The organism is Rathayibacter sp. AY1D5 (genome assembly GCF_002932515.1).
GTDB lineage: Bacteria > Actinomycetota > Actinomycetes > Actinomycetales > Microbacteriaceae > Rathayibacter.
Window position 1 is genome coordinate 1 of sequence record NZ_PSVU01000040.1, and the last position, 14,356, is coordinate 14,356.

The following is a 14,356-nucleotide window of genomic DNA, read 5'->3' on the forward strand; positions in this document are numbered from 1 at the left end:
GCGCATCCGCCTCTTCCGCCACCTGCAGGCGATGGAGCTCGGCTTCTTCACCCGCACCCGCACCGGCGTCATCCAGTCGCGCCTCGCCAACGACGTGGGCGGCGTGGCCAACGTGCTGACGAACACCGTCTCGAGCGTGCTCGGCAACACCGTCACCGTGATCGCGGCCGTCGTCGCGATGCTCCTGCTCTCGTGGCAGATGACGATCGTCGCCCTCGTCCTCACTCCGGTGCTCGTCGTGGCCCAGCGCCGCGTCGGCCAGGTGAGGGCGCGCATCGCGACGAAGACGCAGGAGTCGCTGTCCGAGATGACCGCGATCACCCAGGAGACCCTGAGCGTCTCGGGCATCCTCCTGGCCAAGAGCTTCGGCCGCCAGGAGTCGGAGGTGACGCGCTACGCCGACGAGAACGGCCGCCAGATCGAGCTCCAGGTGCGGCAGCAGATGTCCGGCCAGTGGTTCTTCGCGATGGTGCAGATCTTCCTCTCCGTCATCCCCGTGATCGTGTACCTCGTGGCCGCCTGGCTGATCCTCGGCGGCACCACCGTCACCGCCGGGACCGTCGTGGCCTTCACCACCGTGCAGGCGCGCCTGATGTGGCCGCTCCTGGGCCTGATGCGCGTCGCGCTCGACCTGCAGACGGCCGGAGCGCTGTTCGCCCGCATCTTCGAGTACCTGGACCTGCGCCCGGCGATCACGGACCGGGCAGATGCACGCGAGGTCTCGGGCGAGCTCGGCCGGGTCGAGCTCGACGACGTCGTGTTCCGCTACCCCGACCAGGCGGAGGACGCGCGCCCGACGCTCGACCACGTCTCGGTCGCGATCGAGCCGGGCCAGTTCGTCGCCTTCGTCGGTCCCTCCGGCGCGGGCAAGACCACCATCTCGTACCTCGTCCCGCGCCTCTACGACGTGGCCGGGGGAGCGGTGCGCTTCGCCGGCACCGACGTGCGCGAGCTGCGGCAGGAGTCGCTCGTCTCGCACATCGGCATCGTCAGCCAGGAGACCTACCTCTTCCACGCGACGATCGGCGACAACCTCCGCTACGCCCGCCCGGACGCGACGCAGGAGGAGCTGGAGGCGGCCGCCCGCGCCGCGAACATCCACGCGACGATCACGTCGTTCCCCGACGGCTACGACACACTGGTCGGCGAGCGCGGCTACCGGCTCTCCGGAGGCGAGAAGCAGCGGCTCGCGATCGCACGCGTCCTGTTGAAGGACCCGGCGGTCCTCATCCTCGACGAGGCGACCAGCGCCCTCGACACCGTCTCGGAGCGGATCGTCCAGACCGCGCTCGACGACGCCGCCCGCGGCCGCACCACCATCGCGATCGCCCACCGGCTCTCGACCATCGTGTCGGCCGACGTCATCCACGTCGTCGAGGGCGGCCGGATCGTCGAATCGGGCACCCACCGCGAGCTGCTCGGCCTCGGCGGCCTCTACGCCTCGCTCTACGCGCAGCAGACGGAGTCGGCCCTCCAGGGCTGAGCCGCGGATCGGCGGCCGCGGCCCCCCGCGGCGCTACTCGCAGCCGGCGCCGTCTGAGTCGCCGGGCTCCGTGCACGACGTCGGCGGAGAGCACGCGCCCTGCCCCGGTGGGGGAGGCGCATCGCTCTCAGCCGCCATCGCCCGCGCCGGAGGCGGTCACTCCGCCGGGCGGTCCTCGAGCATCTGCTCCATCAGCGAGATCTCGGCCTCCTGGGCCTTCACGACGGAGGAGGCGAAGTCGGTGGCGACCGTCACGCGGCTCCGGGCGAGCAGCGCCTCGGCCATGTCGATCGCGCCGCGGTGGTGGGCGATCATCAGCTCGAGGAACATCCGGTCGAAGTCGCGGCCCGACGCGCTGCTGAGGGCGGTGATCTGGTCCGGTGTCGCGAGACCGGGCATGCTCGCCGGCACGACGCCGTCCTCGGTCCCCATCCCCATCGACGAGTGCTCGTCGGCGGCTCCGGCCAGGGTCGGCCGGCCCATCCAGGTCATCGAGGGCTCCGGAGCAGCCTGCGGCAGGCCCCACGAGTTCAGCCAGCCGAAGAGCTGCCCGGCCTGCTGCTGCTGGGTGAGCAGGATGTCCTTCGAGACGGTGAGGACCTCGTCGTCGGCGCTGCGCTCGCGGGCGATCATCGCCAGCTCGGCGCCCTGCAGGTGGTGCACCTGCATGTCGCGCGCGAAGCCCGCTTCGGCGCTGGCGCTCGAGGGCGTCGCCGCGGAGGCGAACGGGGCGAGCGCGCCGAAGAGGTAGCCGCCGGCCGCCCCGAGGAGGAGCGCGACCACGGCGACCGCGGCGACGAGGATCCGGCCCCTACTGCTTGCCGGGCGCATCGATCCCTCCGGTGCAGGGGGCGCCGGGCTCCGGAGCGCTCGAGGACTGCCAGAAGCGCTCGACGAAGGCGTCGATGCGGGGGTCCTCGGGCGAGTCGATCGCGACCTGGGCGTCCCAGGCGCTCAGCACGATGGGCGACTCGAGGCCCTCGTAGGGCGAGACGACGGAGTAGGTGTCGGGCATCGCGGCGATCAGCGCGTCGACCTCGCTCTGCGGGAGCTCGGGGTCGTAGGTGGCCCAGACGGCGCCGTGCTCGAGGTCGTGCACCGCGTTCTCGTTCGGGACGGGCTCGTCGTAGACGCCGCAGTTCATCCACACGGCGTTGTGCGGGCCGCCCGCCGGCGGGGTCTGCGGGTAGTCGACGGCGCCGGCGACGTGGGTGGCGTCGTTGTCGAAGGTCTGCAGGCCGTCGATCTCGCGCGCCTCGACGATCTGCTGGTTCCCGAAGACGGTGACCGCGACGATCCCGCCGACCGCGAGGACGGCCAGGGCCGACAGCGACCAGATCCAGATGCGGGAGCCGCGCTTGCGGCGGTCCTGCTCGCGCTTGTAGGCCTCGAGCTTCTCCTGTCGGGCGCGGTTCTTGGCGGACATCGTGTCTTTGGCCACGGCGGCGTCTCTCGTTCTGAGGGCGGAAGGCGCCTGGGGCGGGCGCAGGCGCCTGAGAGGCGCTCTCAGAGGATAACGAGCGAGGCTTCGGATCGGATCAATGCGCGGTCAGGGGGATCTCGACACGCCCGCGGAGCGGGCCGCTCGATCAGCGGGAGAGGAGGCCGCGGAGGAGTGGGACGGCGCGCCGCCGCTCCGCTCAAGGGGCGAAGGTGAGCCAGAGCAGCAGGCCGTTCAGGACGATGAGGAAGACGGCGGCCAGGGCGGCGGCGAGGGTGGTGAACCAGCGGTTCGTCTGGTCGCCCATCAGGCTGCGGTCGCGGGTCAGGATCACGAGCGGCACGAGCGCGAAGGGGATGCCGAACGACAGGACCACCTGGCTGAGCACCAGCGCGCGCGTCGGGTCGAAGCCGATCGCGAGCACCAGGAGCGCCGGGATCAGCGTGACCAGACGACGGGCGACGAGCGGCACCCGCACCTGGAGCAGACCGTGCATGATCTCGGCCCCCGCGTACGCGCCGACCGAGGTCGAGGCGAGGCCGGAGGCGAGCAGGCCGACGGCGAACAGGGTCGCGACCACCGGTCCGAGCGCCGCTCCGATGGCCGCATGGGCGCCCTCGAGGCTGTCGGTCCCGGCGACTCCCGCGAGGGAGTGCGCGGCGAGGAGCAGGATCGCGAGGTTCACGGTGCCGGCGATGGCGAGGGCGACCGTCACGTCGATCCGGGTGGCGACCAGGATCCTCCGGCGCGCGCCGACGCCCTCGACGTGGCCGAAGCGGTCGCGGGCGAGCGCGGAGTGGGCGTAGATCGCGTGGGGCATGACGGTCGCGCCGAGGATCGAGGCGGCGAGCAGCACCGACTCCGAGCCCTCGAAGCGCGGCACGAGACCGGCGACGGTCGCGCCCGCGTCCGGGGGATCGACGACCACGCCGACCGTGAAGCCGACGGCGATCAGCACCATCAGCGCCGTGATCACCCGCTCGAACGGCTGCGCCCCGCCCCGCGTCTGCACGAGCAGCAGCACCAGCGAGACCGCGCCGGTGACCACGCCGCCGGCCAGCAGCGGCAGTCCGAAGAGCAGGTTGAGCGCGATCGCGCCGCCGATCACCTCGGCCAGGTCGGTCGCCATCGCGACCGTCTCGGCCTGCAGCCAGTAGGCCCGGCGGCCCCAGCGGCCGCGCAGGCGGTCGCCGAGCAGCTCCGGGAGGCTGCGGCCGGTCATCAGGCCGAGCTTCGCCGAGAGGTACTGGATGAGCCAGGCCATCAGGTTGCCGAGCACCACCACCCAGACCAGGAGGTAGCCGAACCGGGCGCCGGCCGTCATGTTGCTGGCGACGTTGCCCGGGTCGAGGTAGGCGACTCCGGCGACCAGCGCCGGGCCGAGCAGGCGGAGGAGGTGGATGTCGGCCGGACGCCGCGGCGGTGCGGCGATCGGTGAGGTCATTCGGGGTCCGTTCCGGGTCGACGGCGGCGCTCGCGGACCCCCACGATAGGGCACCGGCGCGACCGGCGGCACTCCCCGCCCGAGACCGCTCCCTGTGCCTCCGCCCACCCCCGTCACACGCCGGGAGCCGGTTGCTACGCTGGCGGGATGAGCCTGGATCGCGCCCTTCCCGCACGCCCGGAGACCGGGATGGCCTACGCCGATTCGGTCCTCGACCTCATCGGCGACACCCCGCTGGTGAAGCTGGGCCCGGTCGCGGCGGGCGTGCAGGCGACCGTGCTGGTCAAGGTCGAGTACCTGAACCCCGGCGGCTCGTCGAAGGACCGCATCGCGACCCGCATCATCGACGCCGCCGAGCGCGACGGGCTGCTGAAGCCCGGCGGCACCGTCGTGGAGCCGACCAGCGGCAACACCGGCATCGGCCTCGCCCTCGTCGCGCAGCAGCGCGGCTACCGCTGCGTGTTCGTGCTGCCGGACAAGGTGGGGGAGGACAAGCGCAACGTCCTCACCGCCTACGGGGCCGAGATCGTCGTGACGCCGACGGCCGTCGCTCCGGAGGACCCCGCCTCCTACTACTCCGTCTCGGACCGCCTCGCCCGCGAGATCCCCGGCGCCTTCAAGCCCAACCAGTACGCGAACCTCAACGGACCGCTCAGCCACTACGAGACCACGGGCCCCGAGATCTGGCGCGACACCGCCGGTCGGCTCACCCACTTCGTCGCGGGAGTCGGCACGGGCGGCACCATCAGCGGCGTCGGCCGCTACCTCAAGGAGGTGTCGGAGGGCCGCGTGCAGATCGTCGGCGCCGACCCCGAGGGCTCCGTCTACTCGGGCGGCGGCGGTCGCCCGTACCTGACGGAGGGCGTCGGCGAGGACTTCTGGCCGAGCGCGTACGACCCGAGCGTGGTCGACCGGATCATCGCCTCCAGCGACGCCGAGTCGTTCGCGATGACCCGCCGCCTCGCCCGCGAGGAGGGGCTGCTCGTCGGCGGATCGAGCGGGCTCGCCGTCTCCGTCGCGCTCAAGGCCGCCGCAGGTCTCGGGCCGGACGACGTGGTCGTCGTGCTCCTGCCGGACGGCGGGCGCGGCTACCTCGGCAAGATCTTCAACGACCGCTGGATGCGCTCCTACGGCTTCCTCGAGATGCGCGACGAGGGCACCGTCCGCGACGTGCTCCGCGCCAGGGCGGCGAGCGGGCAGGCCGACCTCCCGGCGCTCGTGCACGCTCACCCGACCGACACGATCCGCGACGCGATCGGCATCATGACCGAGTACGGCGTCTCGCAGCTCCCGGTGCTGACCGCCGAGCCGCCGGTCGTGATGGGCGAGGTCGTCGGAGCCGTCGACGAGCGCGAGCTGCTCGACCGCGTCTTCGCCGGATCCGCCTCGATGAACGACCCGCTCGGCGACTGCGTGGGCGACGCGCTCGCGCTGATCGGGCTCGGCGAGAGCATCACCGCCGCCCGCGCCGCGCTCACCGAGCGCAGCGCCCTCCTCGTCACCGACGAGGGCAAGCCCGTCGCGGTGATCACCCGACAGGACCTCCTCACCTACGCCACGGCCTGACGGCCGCCGCCTCCGCACCTCCGACCCAGGGAGCCCGCACCATGCCCAAGAAGCAGCACTTCGACACCCGCGCCATCCACGCCGGCCAGGAGTTCGATCCGACCACCGGCGCGGTCGTGCCGCCCGTCTACATGACCTCCACGTTCGTCCAGGACGGCATCGGCGGTCTCCGGGGCGGCTACGAGTACGCCCGCTCGGCGAACCCGACGCGCGACTCGCTCCAGGAGCTCATCGCCTCGCTCGAGGGCGCCGACGTCGCCTACTCCTTCTCCTCCGGCCTCGCCGCCGAGGACACCCTGCTGCGCGCCGCCCTCGCGCCCGGCGACCACGTCGTCCTGGGCAATGACGCGTACGGCGGCAGCCACCGCCTGATCGACCGGGTGCACAGCGCCTGGGGCGTGCGCAACACGGCCGTCGACATGTCGAACCTCCGCGAGGTGCAGCGGGCGATCGTCCCCGGCGAGACGAAGATGCTCTGGGTCGAGACCCCGTCGAACCCGCTGATGACCATCAGCGACATCGCCGAGCTCGCCGACCTGGCCCACGCGCACGACCTGATCGTCGTCGTCGACAACACCTTCGCCTCCTCCGCCCTGCAGCAGCCGCTGGCCCTCGGTGCCGACGTGGTCGTGCACTCGACCACGAAGTACCTCGGCGGCCACTCGGACGTCGTCGGCGGCGCGCTCGCCCTGCGCTCGGGGCCGCTGGCCGAGAAGATCGCGTTCCTGCAGTTCGCGGTCGGAGCGATCTCGGGCCCGATGGACGCGTGGCTCACGGTCCGCGGCATCAAGACCCTCGGGGTGCGGATGGAGCGCCACTCCGTCAACGCGCAGGCGGTCGCCGAGTTCCTCGTCGAGCACCCGGCGGTGACGGCCGTGCACTACCCGGGCCTGCCCTCGCACCCCGGCCACGAGCTGGCGAAGCGCCAGATGTCGCGGTTCGGCGGGATGCTCTCGCTCGAGCTCGCGACGCCGCGCGCGGCCCGGAAGTTCGCCGAGTCGACCGAGCTGTTCCAGCTCGCGGAGTCACTGGGCGGCGTCGAGTCGCTGATCGGCTACCCGAGCGAGATGACGCACGCGTCGGTGAAGGGCACGCCGCTGGAGGTCTCGGAGTCGCTGGTGCGCCTCTCGGTGGGCCTCGAGGACTCGTCCGACCTGATCGCGGACCTGTCGGCGGCGCTGCCGAAGAAGTAGAGGCGGGAACGCCGCCCCGCGGGGCGGCATCTCGATGGTGCGCCCGATCCGGCCCCTGCCAGGATCGGGCGCATGACCTCCTCGCGCCGCTTCGTCGACCTCAGCCACACCGTCGCGGACGGGCTGGTGACCTACCCGGGCCTGCCCGCTCCGCGCATCCGGCCACACCTCACGCGTAAGGAGTCCCGCGCCTCCTACGCGCCCGGCACCGAGTTCGCGATGGACGTCATCGAGATGATCGGCAACACGGGCACCTACCTCGACAGCCCGTTCCACCGCTACGAGGGAGGAGCCGATCTCGCCGCTCTCCGCCTCGAGACGCTGGTCGATCTGCCTGCCGTCGTGGTCGACGCGACCGGAGCCACCGGACGGGGCATCAGTGCGGACGCGGTCGCGGGACTCGACGTCCGCGGCGCCGCCGTCCTTCTCCGCACCGGCTGGGACGCGCGCTTCGCCACGCCCGGGTACGGCAGGGGCGCTCCCTTCCTCAGCGGCGAGGCGGCGGAGGCGCTCGTCGCCGCCGGCGCGGTGCTGGTCGGCATCGACTCGGTGAACATCGACGACACGGAGTCGGGCGGATCGCGGCCCGCACACTCGGCCCTCCTCGCCGCGGGAGTGCACGTCGTCGAGCACCTCACCGGCCTCGGCGGGCTGCCGGCGACAGGGGCGCGCTTCACCGCCGTGCCGCCGAAGGTGCGGGGCTTCGGGACCTTCCCGGTGCGGGCCTTCGCGGTCGTCGACGAGCCCTGACCGGCGCAGGGCGCCCGGGCGCCTCCGGCTAACCTGGACCGATGCATCCCGCTCTCGCCGCCGTCGGCCGGCGCGTCCGGCCCCGCACGCGCCTCGCGGCGCTGGGCCGTCGTGTCCGCCCCCGCACGCGGCTGCGCTCCGCGGCCCGGGTCGTCCGCTCCGCCCCTCAGCGCCTCTCGGAGCGCCGCGCCGCCGTGATCGCCGCCCGGCCGATCGACCACCCCTCGCCCGCGCTCCGGCGCGAGCTGCTGCTGCTCGACCTGGCCAACCGCTTCTCCCGCCGCTCCGCGGTCGATCCGGCGGGCGAGGTCGTGGTGACGATGACCACGCACGGCGAGCGGCTGCAGCGGGTCCACGTGGCGCTCGAGTCCATCGCCCGCGGCGACGCCCGGCCCGCGCGCCTGGTGCTCTGGCTCGACGACCCGGCCCTGCACGCCGACCTGCCCGCGCCGCTGCGACGCCTCCGCCGCCGCGGCGTCGAGATCCGCCTGGTCGACGGCTACCGCGTGCACACGAAGTACTACCCGCACCTGCTCTCGGGCCGGGCGGGGGAGCGCGACCTCGTCACCTCCGACGACGACATCGTGTACCCGCGCACCTGGCTGAGGGGCCTGCTCGACGCCCGCTCGCGCTACCCACGCGAGACCGTGCTCTGCTACCGCGCCCACCGGGTGGGGATCGTCGACGGCGCCGTGGCTCCGTACACGAGCTGGACGCCGGTCGCCGACACGCGCGCGTCGACCGACGTCTTCGGCACCTCCGTCTCCGGGCAGCTGCTGCCCGCCCCGCTCCTCGGCGAGATCGCCGCGCACGGGGACGCGTTCCGCGAGATCGCCCCGGACGCCGACGACATCTGGCTGCACGTGCGCGCGGTCGACGCCGGCTACCGGATCGCGCAGATCGAGCCCCGGGCCCAGCTGTTCCCGTTCGTGCCGCGCACGCAGCAGTCCGGGCTCTACCTCGTCAACTACTGGGACGGCGGCAATGACCGCCAGGCCCGCGCGGCCTACACGCTTGAGGTGACGGCGCGGATCGCGGCGGACGCCTCCGCGAGAGGGGAGGTGCGGTGATGCGCCTGCTGTTCGTGAGCAACCTCTACCCGCCGCAGGTGCTCGGCGGATACGAGATGACCTGTGCGCGCGTCGCGGAGGCGATGGCGGCCCGCGGCCACACCGTGCGCGTGCTGACCACGCCGACCTACCTGCCGCCGGAGCCCTCGGGCGTCGAGGTGCACCGCACGCTCAGCCTGCGCACCTACTTCCCGCTGCCGCAGACCGGCGGCGAGATCGCTCAGCTGCTGCACCACGAGAGCGCCGTCTCGCGGTTCGAGAACACCCGCATCCTGCTCGAGGAGCTGCGCGACTTCGCGCCGACCCACGTGGTGGCCTTCAACCTGCTCGGGATCGGCGGCCTCGCGCTGATCGACCTGCTGCGGGCGGTGGAGGCCCCGTGGATGTGGAACCTCGGCGACCGCATCCCGAACGCCCTGGTCGACGGGCTGCCCGAGCGCGTGCTCCGCGTCTACGGCGCCCAGGCCCCCGACCACTTCGACCGCGGCGAGATCGTCGCGGTCAGCCGCTCGCTCGTCGACGCGATCGAGGCCGGCGGGCTGAGCCTGGGCGAGGTCGAGGTGATCGGGCGGGGAGTGTCCGTTTCCCCCGACACCGCGGAGCCGCGGCGCTACCGCGAGGGCGGGACCACCCGGTTCACGTTCGCCGCGTCGCTCGGCGAGCACAAGGGCGTCGGGCTGGTGCTGGAGGCGGCGGCGTCTCTCGCGGAGGAGACCCGCGACTTCCGCGTGGACCTCTACGGCGACGGAGACGTGGACGGCTGGCGCGCCCGGGCGGACGAGGCGGGCCTGGACGGCCTGGTCGAGTTCCACGGACCGACGCCCCACGCCGAGGTGCTCGCCGCGCACGGCCGCGCCGACGCGTTCCTCTTCCCGACCTGGGCCGGAGAGGCGTTCGGCGTCGCGCCGGTCGAGGCGGCCGCGGCGGGCGCCGTGCCGATCGTGACGGCGGCCAGCGGAGTCGCGGAGTTCCTCATCGACGGGGTCGACTGCATCAAGATCACCCGCTCCGCCCCGGCGCTCCTCGAGGCGATGCGGGACGTGGCGAGCGGGGCGGTGGACCTCGAGGCGCTCGGTCGGCGGGGCCGGGCCGCGGCGCGCGGACCGCTCTCGTTCGAGCGCTCCGTCGAGCTGATCGAGGCCTCGCTCGAGCGCCGCTCCCGGCCTGGCCTCGCCGACCGCCTCGCCGACACCACCCTCGAGGCCGACATCATGGACAAGGATCTGCGGGCGATGGACGTGCTCCACCGCCGCTTCTCCGGACGGGACCACGACGATGACCACTGACCACGACTTCCTCCAGGACCCCGGCTCCGCGCCCACCCGGCTCGGCCGCGGCGGCGTCGTGCTCCGCGACGCGGTGCACCGGCTGGTCGCCCCCTGGTTCGAGCAGGCGCGGCTGCGCACGGAGGAGCTGCGCGCCGAGACGGCGGCCCTGCGCGACGAGGTGGCGGGGCTCCGCGGCGAGCTGAGTGCGGTGCAGGGCGACGTCTCCGTGCTGCGCGACGAGTCGGCGGGCCTCCGGGAGGCGCTGGACGAGCTCAGCGCGTCGGTCGCGGCCGACCGAGCCTCGTCCGAGGCGGCGGGTGCGGCGGCCGCCGAGCAGGCCGCCGACACCGCGGCGGCTCTCGACGAGCGCGTCCGCGGGGCCGAGCTCGAACTGCGGGCGGTCACCCGGCGCCTCGCGGAGGCGCTCGACCGCTGAGGCGGCGAGGCCCGGTCCTCGCGGCGATCAGGCGGGGACCGCCGTCCGCGCGAGCAGCTCGGCGATACGACCGGTGCAGCCGCCGCAGCCCGTGCCGGCGCGGGTCGCCCGCCCGACGCAGGCGACCGTCCCGTGTCCCGCCGCAGCCGCATCGGTGATCACCGCCGCCGTCACGCCGTTGCACCAGCAGACCGTGGCATCGGGGGCGAACGGATCGCCGGTCGCCGCGGCGCCCGCATCCGGGGCGTCCAGACGCAGGAGGCTCGACCGGTCCGCCGGCAGCTCCGAGCCCCGCTCGAAGAGGAGGCTGAGCTCGGCGCCGACCCGGGGCAGACCCACCGAGACGAACCCGCGCAGCACTCCTCCTGCGGTCACGAGCTTGGCGTAGCCGCCGCGGGCGGGGTCAGCCCACAGCGTCACCTCGAGGTGCTCCTCGCCCGGGCGGTGCGGGTCCCACGGCTCCGGGGCCACGTCGCCTCCTGCCACGAGGTCGACGCCCTCGGCCTTCAGCATCACGACCGCCGGTCGGGCGTCGGGGACGCGCTCCTCGCCGCAGCGGCCCTCCGCCTCCGCCCGGATCCGCGCTGCGAGCCGGTCCGCCTGCTCCCATCCCGGACCGATCAGTCCGCTCGGTCCGCCGGGCACGCGGCCGTCGGGCAGGGCCGAGCCGCGGGGGGCGACGTGCGCGCAGTCGCCGATCGCGAAGACGTCCGGGTCGCTCCAGCTGCGCAGCTGCTCATCGACCAGGATCCCGGTCGAGACGGCGAGCTCCGCGCCCGCGGCCAGCTCGACCCGCGCACCGACACCGCACGAGAGCACCAGCAGATCCCCCTCGATCTGCTTGCCGTCAGCGCAGACGAGCGCCTGGAAGTGCGCACGGCCGCGGTCGTCGTGCGCGAGCAGGACGCTCTCGGACCGGGCGTGCGCCACCATCTCGACGCCGGCCGCGCGGGCGGCCGCGGCCAGCATCCGGCCCCCGCCCGTGTCGAGATTGCGGGCCATCGGGATGTCGCCGTGGAAGACCACCACCACCTGCGCGCCCTGCTCGGCGGCCGCGAGGGCGAACTCGATCCCGAGCACTCCCGCCCCGAGCACGACGAGGCGCGCGCCGGAGCGCACGGACTCGCGGACCACCCGGGCGTCGGCCAGGTCGCGCAGCGCCACCACCCGCTCCGGGAGGGGCCGGGAGCCCGCGTCGAGCGACTCCGGATCGGCGGCGCGCACCGTCCGCTCGCGTCGGGACCGCTCCATCCCGGCGAGGGTCGGCACGTTCGCCCGGGCGCCGGTGGCCAGGACGAGGCGGTCGTAGGGCAGCCGCTCGCCGTCGTGCAGCCGCACGACGTTCCGCGCGCGGTCGATCCCCACGACGGCCGCTCCCAGGCGCAGGACGACGCCCGCCGCGTCCGCCGCCGTCCGGTCGCCGAGGTCGAGGCGCTCGCGGGTCGCCCGGCCGACGGCGTACTCCGCGAGCAGGACACGGTTGTAGGGGTCGTCGCCCTCGGCGCCGACGACCGTCAGCGCGACCAGACCGGCCCGCACGGCCGGCAGCAGCTCCTCGACGAAGCGCGAGCCGACGGGTCCGTAGCCGATCAGGACGATCCGCTCGGGAGGTGTCTCAGGCATGTGCCGTCCCTTCCGCGCGGACCCAGACCCGCGTGCGCTTGAACTCGGGCATCGACGACACCGGGTCCACGACGGCCTCGGTGAGGAGGTTCGCGCACTGCTCACCCGCGTAGTGGAAGGGCAGGAACACCGTGTCATGGCGGATGTCCGCGGTGACGCTCGCGCGGGCGCGGACCACGCCGCGCGCGTTCCCGATCGCCACAGGTGCTCCGTCGCTGACGCCGAGCCGGGAGGCGGTCGCCGGGTGGATCTCGAGTCGAGCCTCCGGGCGGGCCGCATCGAGCTCCGCGACCCGCCGGGTCTGGGTGCCCGACTGGTACTGCTGGAGGTAGCGGCCGGTCACCAGGGTCAGCTCCTCGCCGCGGTCCACGACGACGGGGACGGCGGGGATGACGGCGACCAGGCGCGCCCGGCCGTCGGGGTGCCCGAAGCGCTCAGCGAAGAGGCGCGGCGTCCCCGTGCCGCCCGCGGGGTAGGGCCAGTGGGCGGCGATCCCGGTGTCGAGCAGGGCGTGCGAGAGGCCGGAGTAGTCGGCCACGCCTCCCGCGGACGCGCGGGCCAGCTCGTCGAACACCTCCGCGGGGACGGTCGACCAGCTCGAGGGGGCGTCGAGACGGCGCGCCAGTTCGCTCATGATCCAGAGCTCGCTGCGCACTCCTGCCGGCGGGTCGATCGCCCGGCGGCGGCGGAGCACCCGGCCCTCGAGCGAGGTCATCGTGCCCTCCTCCTCCGCCCACTGCGGCACCGGGAGCACCACATCGGCCAGCGCGGCGGTCTCGGAGAGGAAGAAGTCGCAGACGACCAGCGTGTCCAGGGCCTCGAGCCCGGCGCGGACGGCGTCGGCGTCCGGAGCCGAGACGACCACGTTGGAGCCGTGCACCAGCAGGCAGTGCACGGAGCGTCCGAGCTCGGCGAGCAGGGCGGTGGCGGGCAGGCCCGGGCCGGGGATCGATTCGGGCGTCACGTCCCAGACGGCGGCGACGTGGCGCCGCGCCTCCGGATCGCGGATGGAGCGGTACCCCGGGAGCTGATCGGCCTTCTGGCCGTGCTCGCGTCCGCCCTGGCCGTTGCCCTGACCGGTGAGCGTGCCGTACCCCGACCCCTTGCGGCCCACCAGGCCGAGCACGAGAGCGAGGTTGATCGCGGCGGTCGCGGTGTCGGTGCCGTCGACGTGCTGCTCGACCCCGCGGCCGGTCAGCACGAACGACCGCCCCGCGGCGAGCCGGCGCGCGAGGGAGCGGAGGAGCGTGGTCGGCACGCCCGTGACCGCGGACGTGCGCTCCGGCCACCACGCCGAGACGCTGCGGCGCACCGCCTCGGCGCCGGTCGTGCGCGCGGCGAGGTAGGCGGTGTCGGCGAGGCCCTCGGCGAAGACCAGGTGGGTCAGCCCGAGCAGGAGCGGCAGATCCGTCCCCGGGGCGGGCTGCAGATGCGTGCCGGCGCCGTCCTCCGTCAGCCGCGCGGTGGCCGAGCGGCGCGGGTCGACGACCACCAGGCCGCCCCGCGAGCGGGCACCGGCGAAGTGGGCGAGAAGCGGCGGCATCGTCGCGGCGACGTTCGAGCCCAGGAGCAGAATCGTGTCGGCGTCGTCGAGGTCGGACACCGGGAACGGCAGTCCGCGATCGACGCCGAAGGCGCGGTTGCCGGCCGCCGCGGCCGAGGACATGCAGAAGCGGCCGTTGTAGTCGATCCGGGAGGTGCCGAGAGCGATCCGAGCGAACTTCCCGAGCTGGTAGGCCTTCTCGTTGGTGAGGCCCCCGCCGCCGAAGACGGCCACCGCGTCGGCGCCGTGCCGCTCCCGGACGCCGCGCACCGCCCCGGCGACCGCGTCGAGCGCCTCCTCCCACGACGCCTCCGCGAGGACGCCGTCGGCGCCGCGCAGCAGCGGGGAGACCAGGCGCTGTCCGCTCGCCAGCAGCTCGGCGGAGGTCCAGCCCTTGGCGCAGAGCCCGCCCCGGTTCGTCGGGAACTCCCTCCCCTCGACCGCCAGGGGCTCGGGGCCCGCCGCGGGTGTCAGCGTCATCGCGCACTGCAGGGCGCAGTACGGGCAGTGGGAGTCGGTCGGGGCGGGTGCGCTCATCG

12 protein-coding genes are annotated in these 14,356 nt (G+C 74.0%); 7 read left to right on the forward strand and 5 right to left on the reverse strand.

What is annotated here, in order from left to right:
* The coding region (locus C5C82_RS12335; protein WP_104261752.1) for an ABC transporter ATP-binding protein at positions 1-1,483 on the forward strand (1,483 nt) is incomplete at its 5' end.
* A gap of 156 nt (positions 1,484-1,639) precedes the next feature.
* Here the strand turns inward: C5C82_RS12335 and C5C82_RS12340 are convergent.
* The 3 genes from C5C82_RS12340 to C5C82_RS12350 all read right to left on the reverse strand — a co-directional run bounded on the left by C5C82_RS12340 (position 1,640) and on the right by C5C82_RS12350 (position 4,368).
* Positions 1,640-2,314: a DUF305 domain-containing protein gene (locus C5C82_RS12340; protein ID WP_104224341.1), complete on the reverse strand. Its 675-nt coding sequence runs from the start codon at positions 2,312-2,314 to the stop codon at positions 1,640-1,642.
* Positions 2,295-2,924: a DUF3105 domain-containing protein gene (locus C5C82_RS12345; protein WP_258062955.1), complete on the reverse strand. Its 630-nt coding sequence runs from the start codon at positions 2,922-2,924 to the stop codon at positions 2,295-2,297. Before C5C82_RS12345 ends, C5C82_RS12340 begins: the two co-directional genes overlap by 20 nt.
* Before the next feature lie 199 nt (positions 2,925-3,123).
* Entirely contained in the window at positions 3,124-4,368 is a 1,245-nt protein-coding gene (locus C5C82_RS12350; RefSeq protein ID WP_104296134.1) for an Nramp family divalent metal transporter, read from the reverse strand.
* Positions 4,369-4,557: 189 nt separating this feature from the next.
* Between C5C82_RS12350 and C5C82_RS12355 the strand changes: the two genes are divergently transcribed.
* The 6 genes from C5C82_RS12355 (at position 4,558) to C5C82_RS12380 (ending at position 10,651) form a co-directional block, all read left to right on the forward strand.
* Positions 4,558-5,934, forward strand: a complete 1,377-nt coding sequence (locus C5C82_RS12355) for a cystathionine beta-synthase (RefSeq protein ID WP_104355163.1) — start codon at positions 4,558-4,560, stop codon at positions 5,932-5,934.
* A gap of 41 nt (positions 5,935-5,975) precedes the next feature.
* A complete protein-coding gene (locus C5C82_RS12360) occupies positions 5,976-7,127 on the forward strand; it encodes a cystathionine gamma-synthase (RefSeq protein WP_104224345.1) in 1,152 nt (383 codons plus the stop codon).
* Between the two features lie 72 nt (positions 7,128-7,199).
* On the forward strand, positions 7,200-7,877 hold the full coding sequence (locus tag C5C82_RS12365; protein ID WP_104355164.1) for a cyclase family protein: 678 nt from the start codon (positions 7,200-7,202) through the stop codon (positions 7,875-7,877).
* Between the two features lie 41 nt (positions 7,878-7,918).
* Complete coding sequence (locus tag C5C82_RS12370; protein WP_104296131.1) at positions 7,919-8,947, forward strand: glycosyltransferase; 1,029 nt, start codon at positions 7,919-7,921, stop codon at positions 8,945-8,947.
* A complete protein-coding gene (locus tag C5C82_RS12375) occupies positions 8,947-10,233 on the forward strand; it encodes a glycosyltransferase (RefSeq protein WP_104296130.1) in 1,287 nt (428 codons plus the stop codon). The genes C5C82_RS12370 and C5C82_RS12375 overlap by 1 nt, the downstream gene beginning before the upstream one ends.
* Positions 10,223-10,651 carry a hypothetical protein gene (locus C5C82_RS12380; protein ID WP_104247711.1) on the forward strand — a complete coding sequence of 143 codons (429 nt, stop codon included), beginning with the start codon at positions 10,223-10,225 and terminating at the stop codon, positions 10,649-10,651. Before C5C82_RS12375 ends, C5C82_RS12380 begins: the two co-directional genes overlap by 11 nt.
* Before the next feature lie 27 nt (positions 10,652-10,678).
* Here C5C82_RS12380 and C5C82_RS12385 read toward each other — a convergent pair whose 3' ends face one another.
* Together C5C82_RS12385 and C5C82_RS12390 are read right to left on the reverse strand one after the other, a co-directional pair.
* A complete protein-coding gene (locus tag C5C82_RS12385; protein ID WP_104355165.1) occupies positions 10,679-12,274 on the reverse strand; it encodes an NAD(P)/FAD-dependent oxidoreductase in 1,596 nt (531 codons plus the stop codon).
* A complete protein-coding gene (locus C5C82_RS12390) occupies positions 12,267-14,354 on the reverse strand; it encodes a molybdopterin oxidoreductase family protein (protein ID WP_104355166.1) in 2,088 nt (695 codons plus the stop codon). Before C5C82_RS12390 ends, C5C82_RS12385 begins: the two co-directional genes overlap by 8 nt.
* Positions 14,355-14,356 lie beyond the last annotated feature (2 nt).

Excerpts from the sequence above, each read along its gene's own strand:
- C5C82_RS12340 (WP_104224341.1), bottom strand. The coding sequence starts at position 2,314 with ATGCGCCCGGCAAGCAGTAGGGGCCGGATCCTCGTCGCCGCGGTCGCC.
- C5C82_RS12350 (WP_104296134.1), bottom strand. The coding sequence starts at position 4,368 with ATGACCTCACCGATCGCCGCACCGCCGCGGCGTCCGGCCGACATCCAC.
- C5C82_RS12355 (WP_104355163.1), top strand. The coding sequence starts at position 4,558 with ATGGCCTACGCCGATTCGGTCCTCGACCTCATCGGCGACACCCCGCTG.
- C5C82_RS12360 (WP_104224345.1), top strand. The coding sequence starts at position 5,976 with ATGCCCAAGAAGCAGCACTTCGACACCCGCGCCATCCACGCCGGCCAG.
- C5C82_RS12365 (WP_104355164.1), top strand. The coding sequence starts at position 7,200 with ATGACCTCCTCGCGCCGCTTCGTCGACCTCAGCCACACCGTCGCGGAC.
- C5C82_RS12370 (WP_104296131.1), top strand. The coding sequence starts at position 7,919 with ATGCATCCCGCTCTCGCCGCCGTCGGCCGGCGCGTCCGGCCCCGCACG.
- C5C82_RS12375 (WP_104296130.1), top strand. The coding sequence starts at position 8,947 with ATGCGCCTGCTGTTCGTGAGCAACCTCTACCCGCCGCAGGTGCTCGGC.
- C5C82_RS12380 (WP_104247711.1), top strand. The coding sequence starts at position 10,223 with ATGACCACTGACCACGACTTCCTCCAGGACCCCGGCTCCGCGCCCACC.
- C5C82_RS12385 (WP_104355165.1), bottom strand. The coding sequence starts at position 12,274 with ATGCCTGAGACACCTCCCGAGCGGATCGTCCTGATCGGCTACGGACCC.
- C5C82_RS12390 (WP_104355166.1), bottom strand. The coding sequence starts at position 14,354 with ATGAGCGCACCCGCCCCGACCGACTCCCACTGCCCGTACTGCGCCCTG.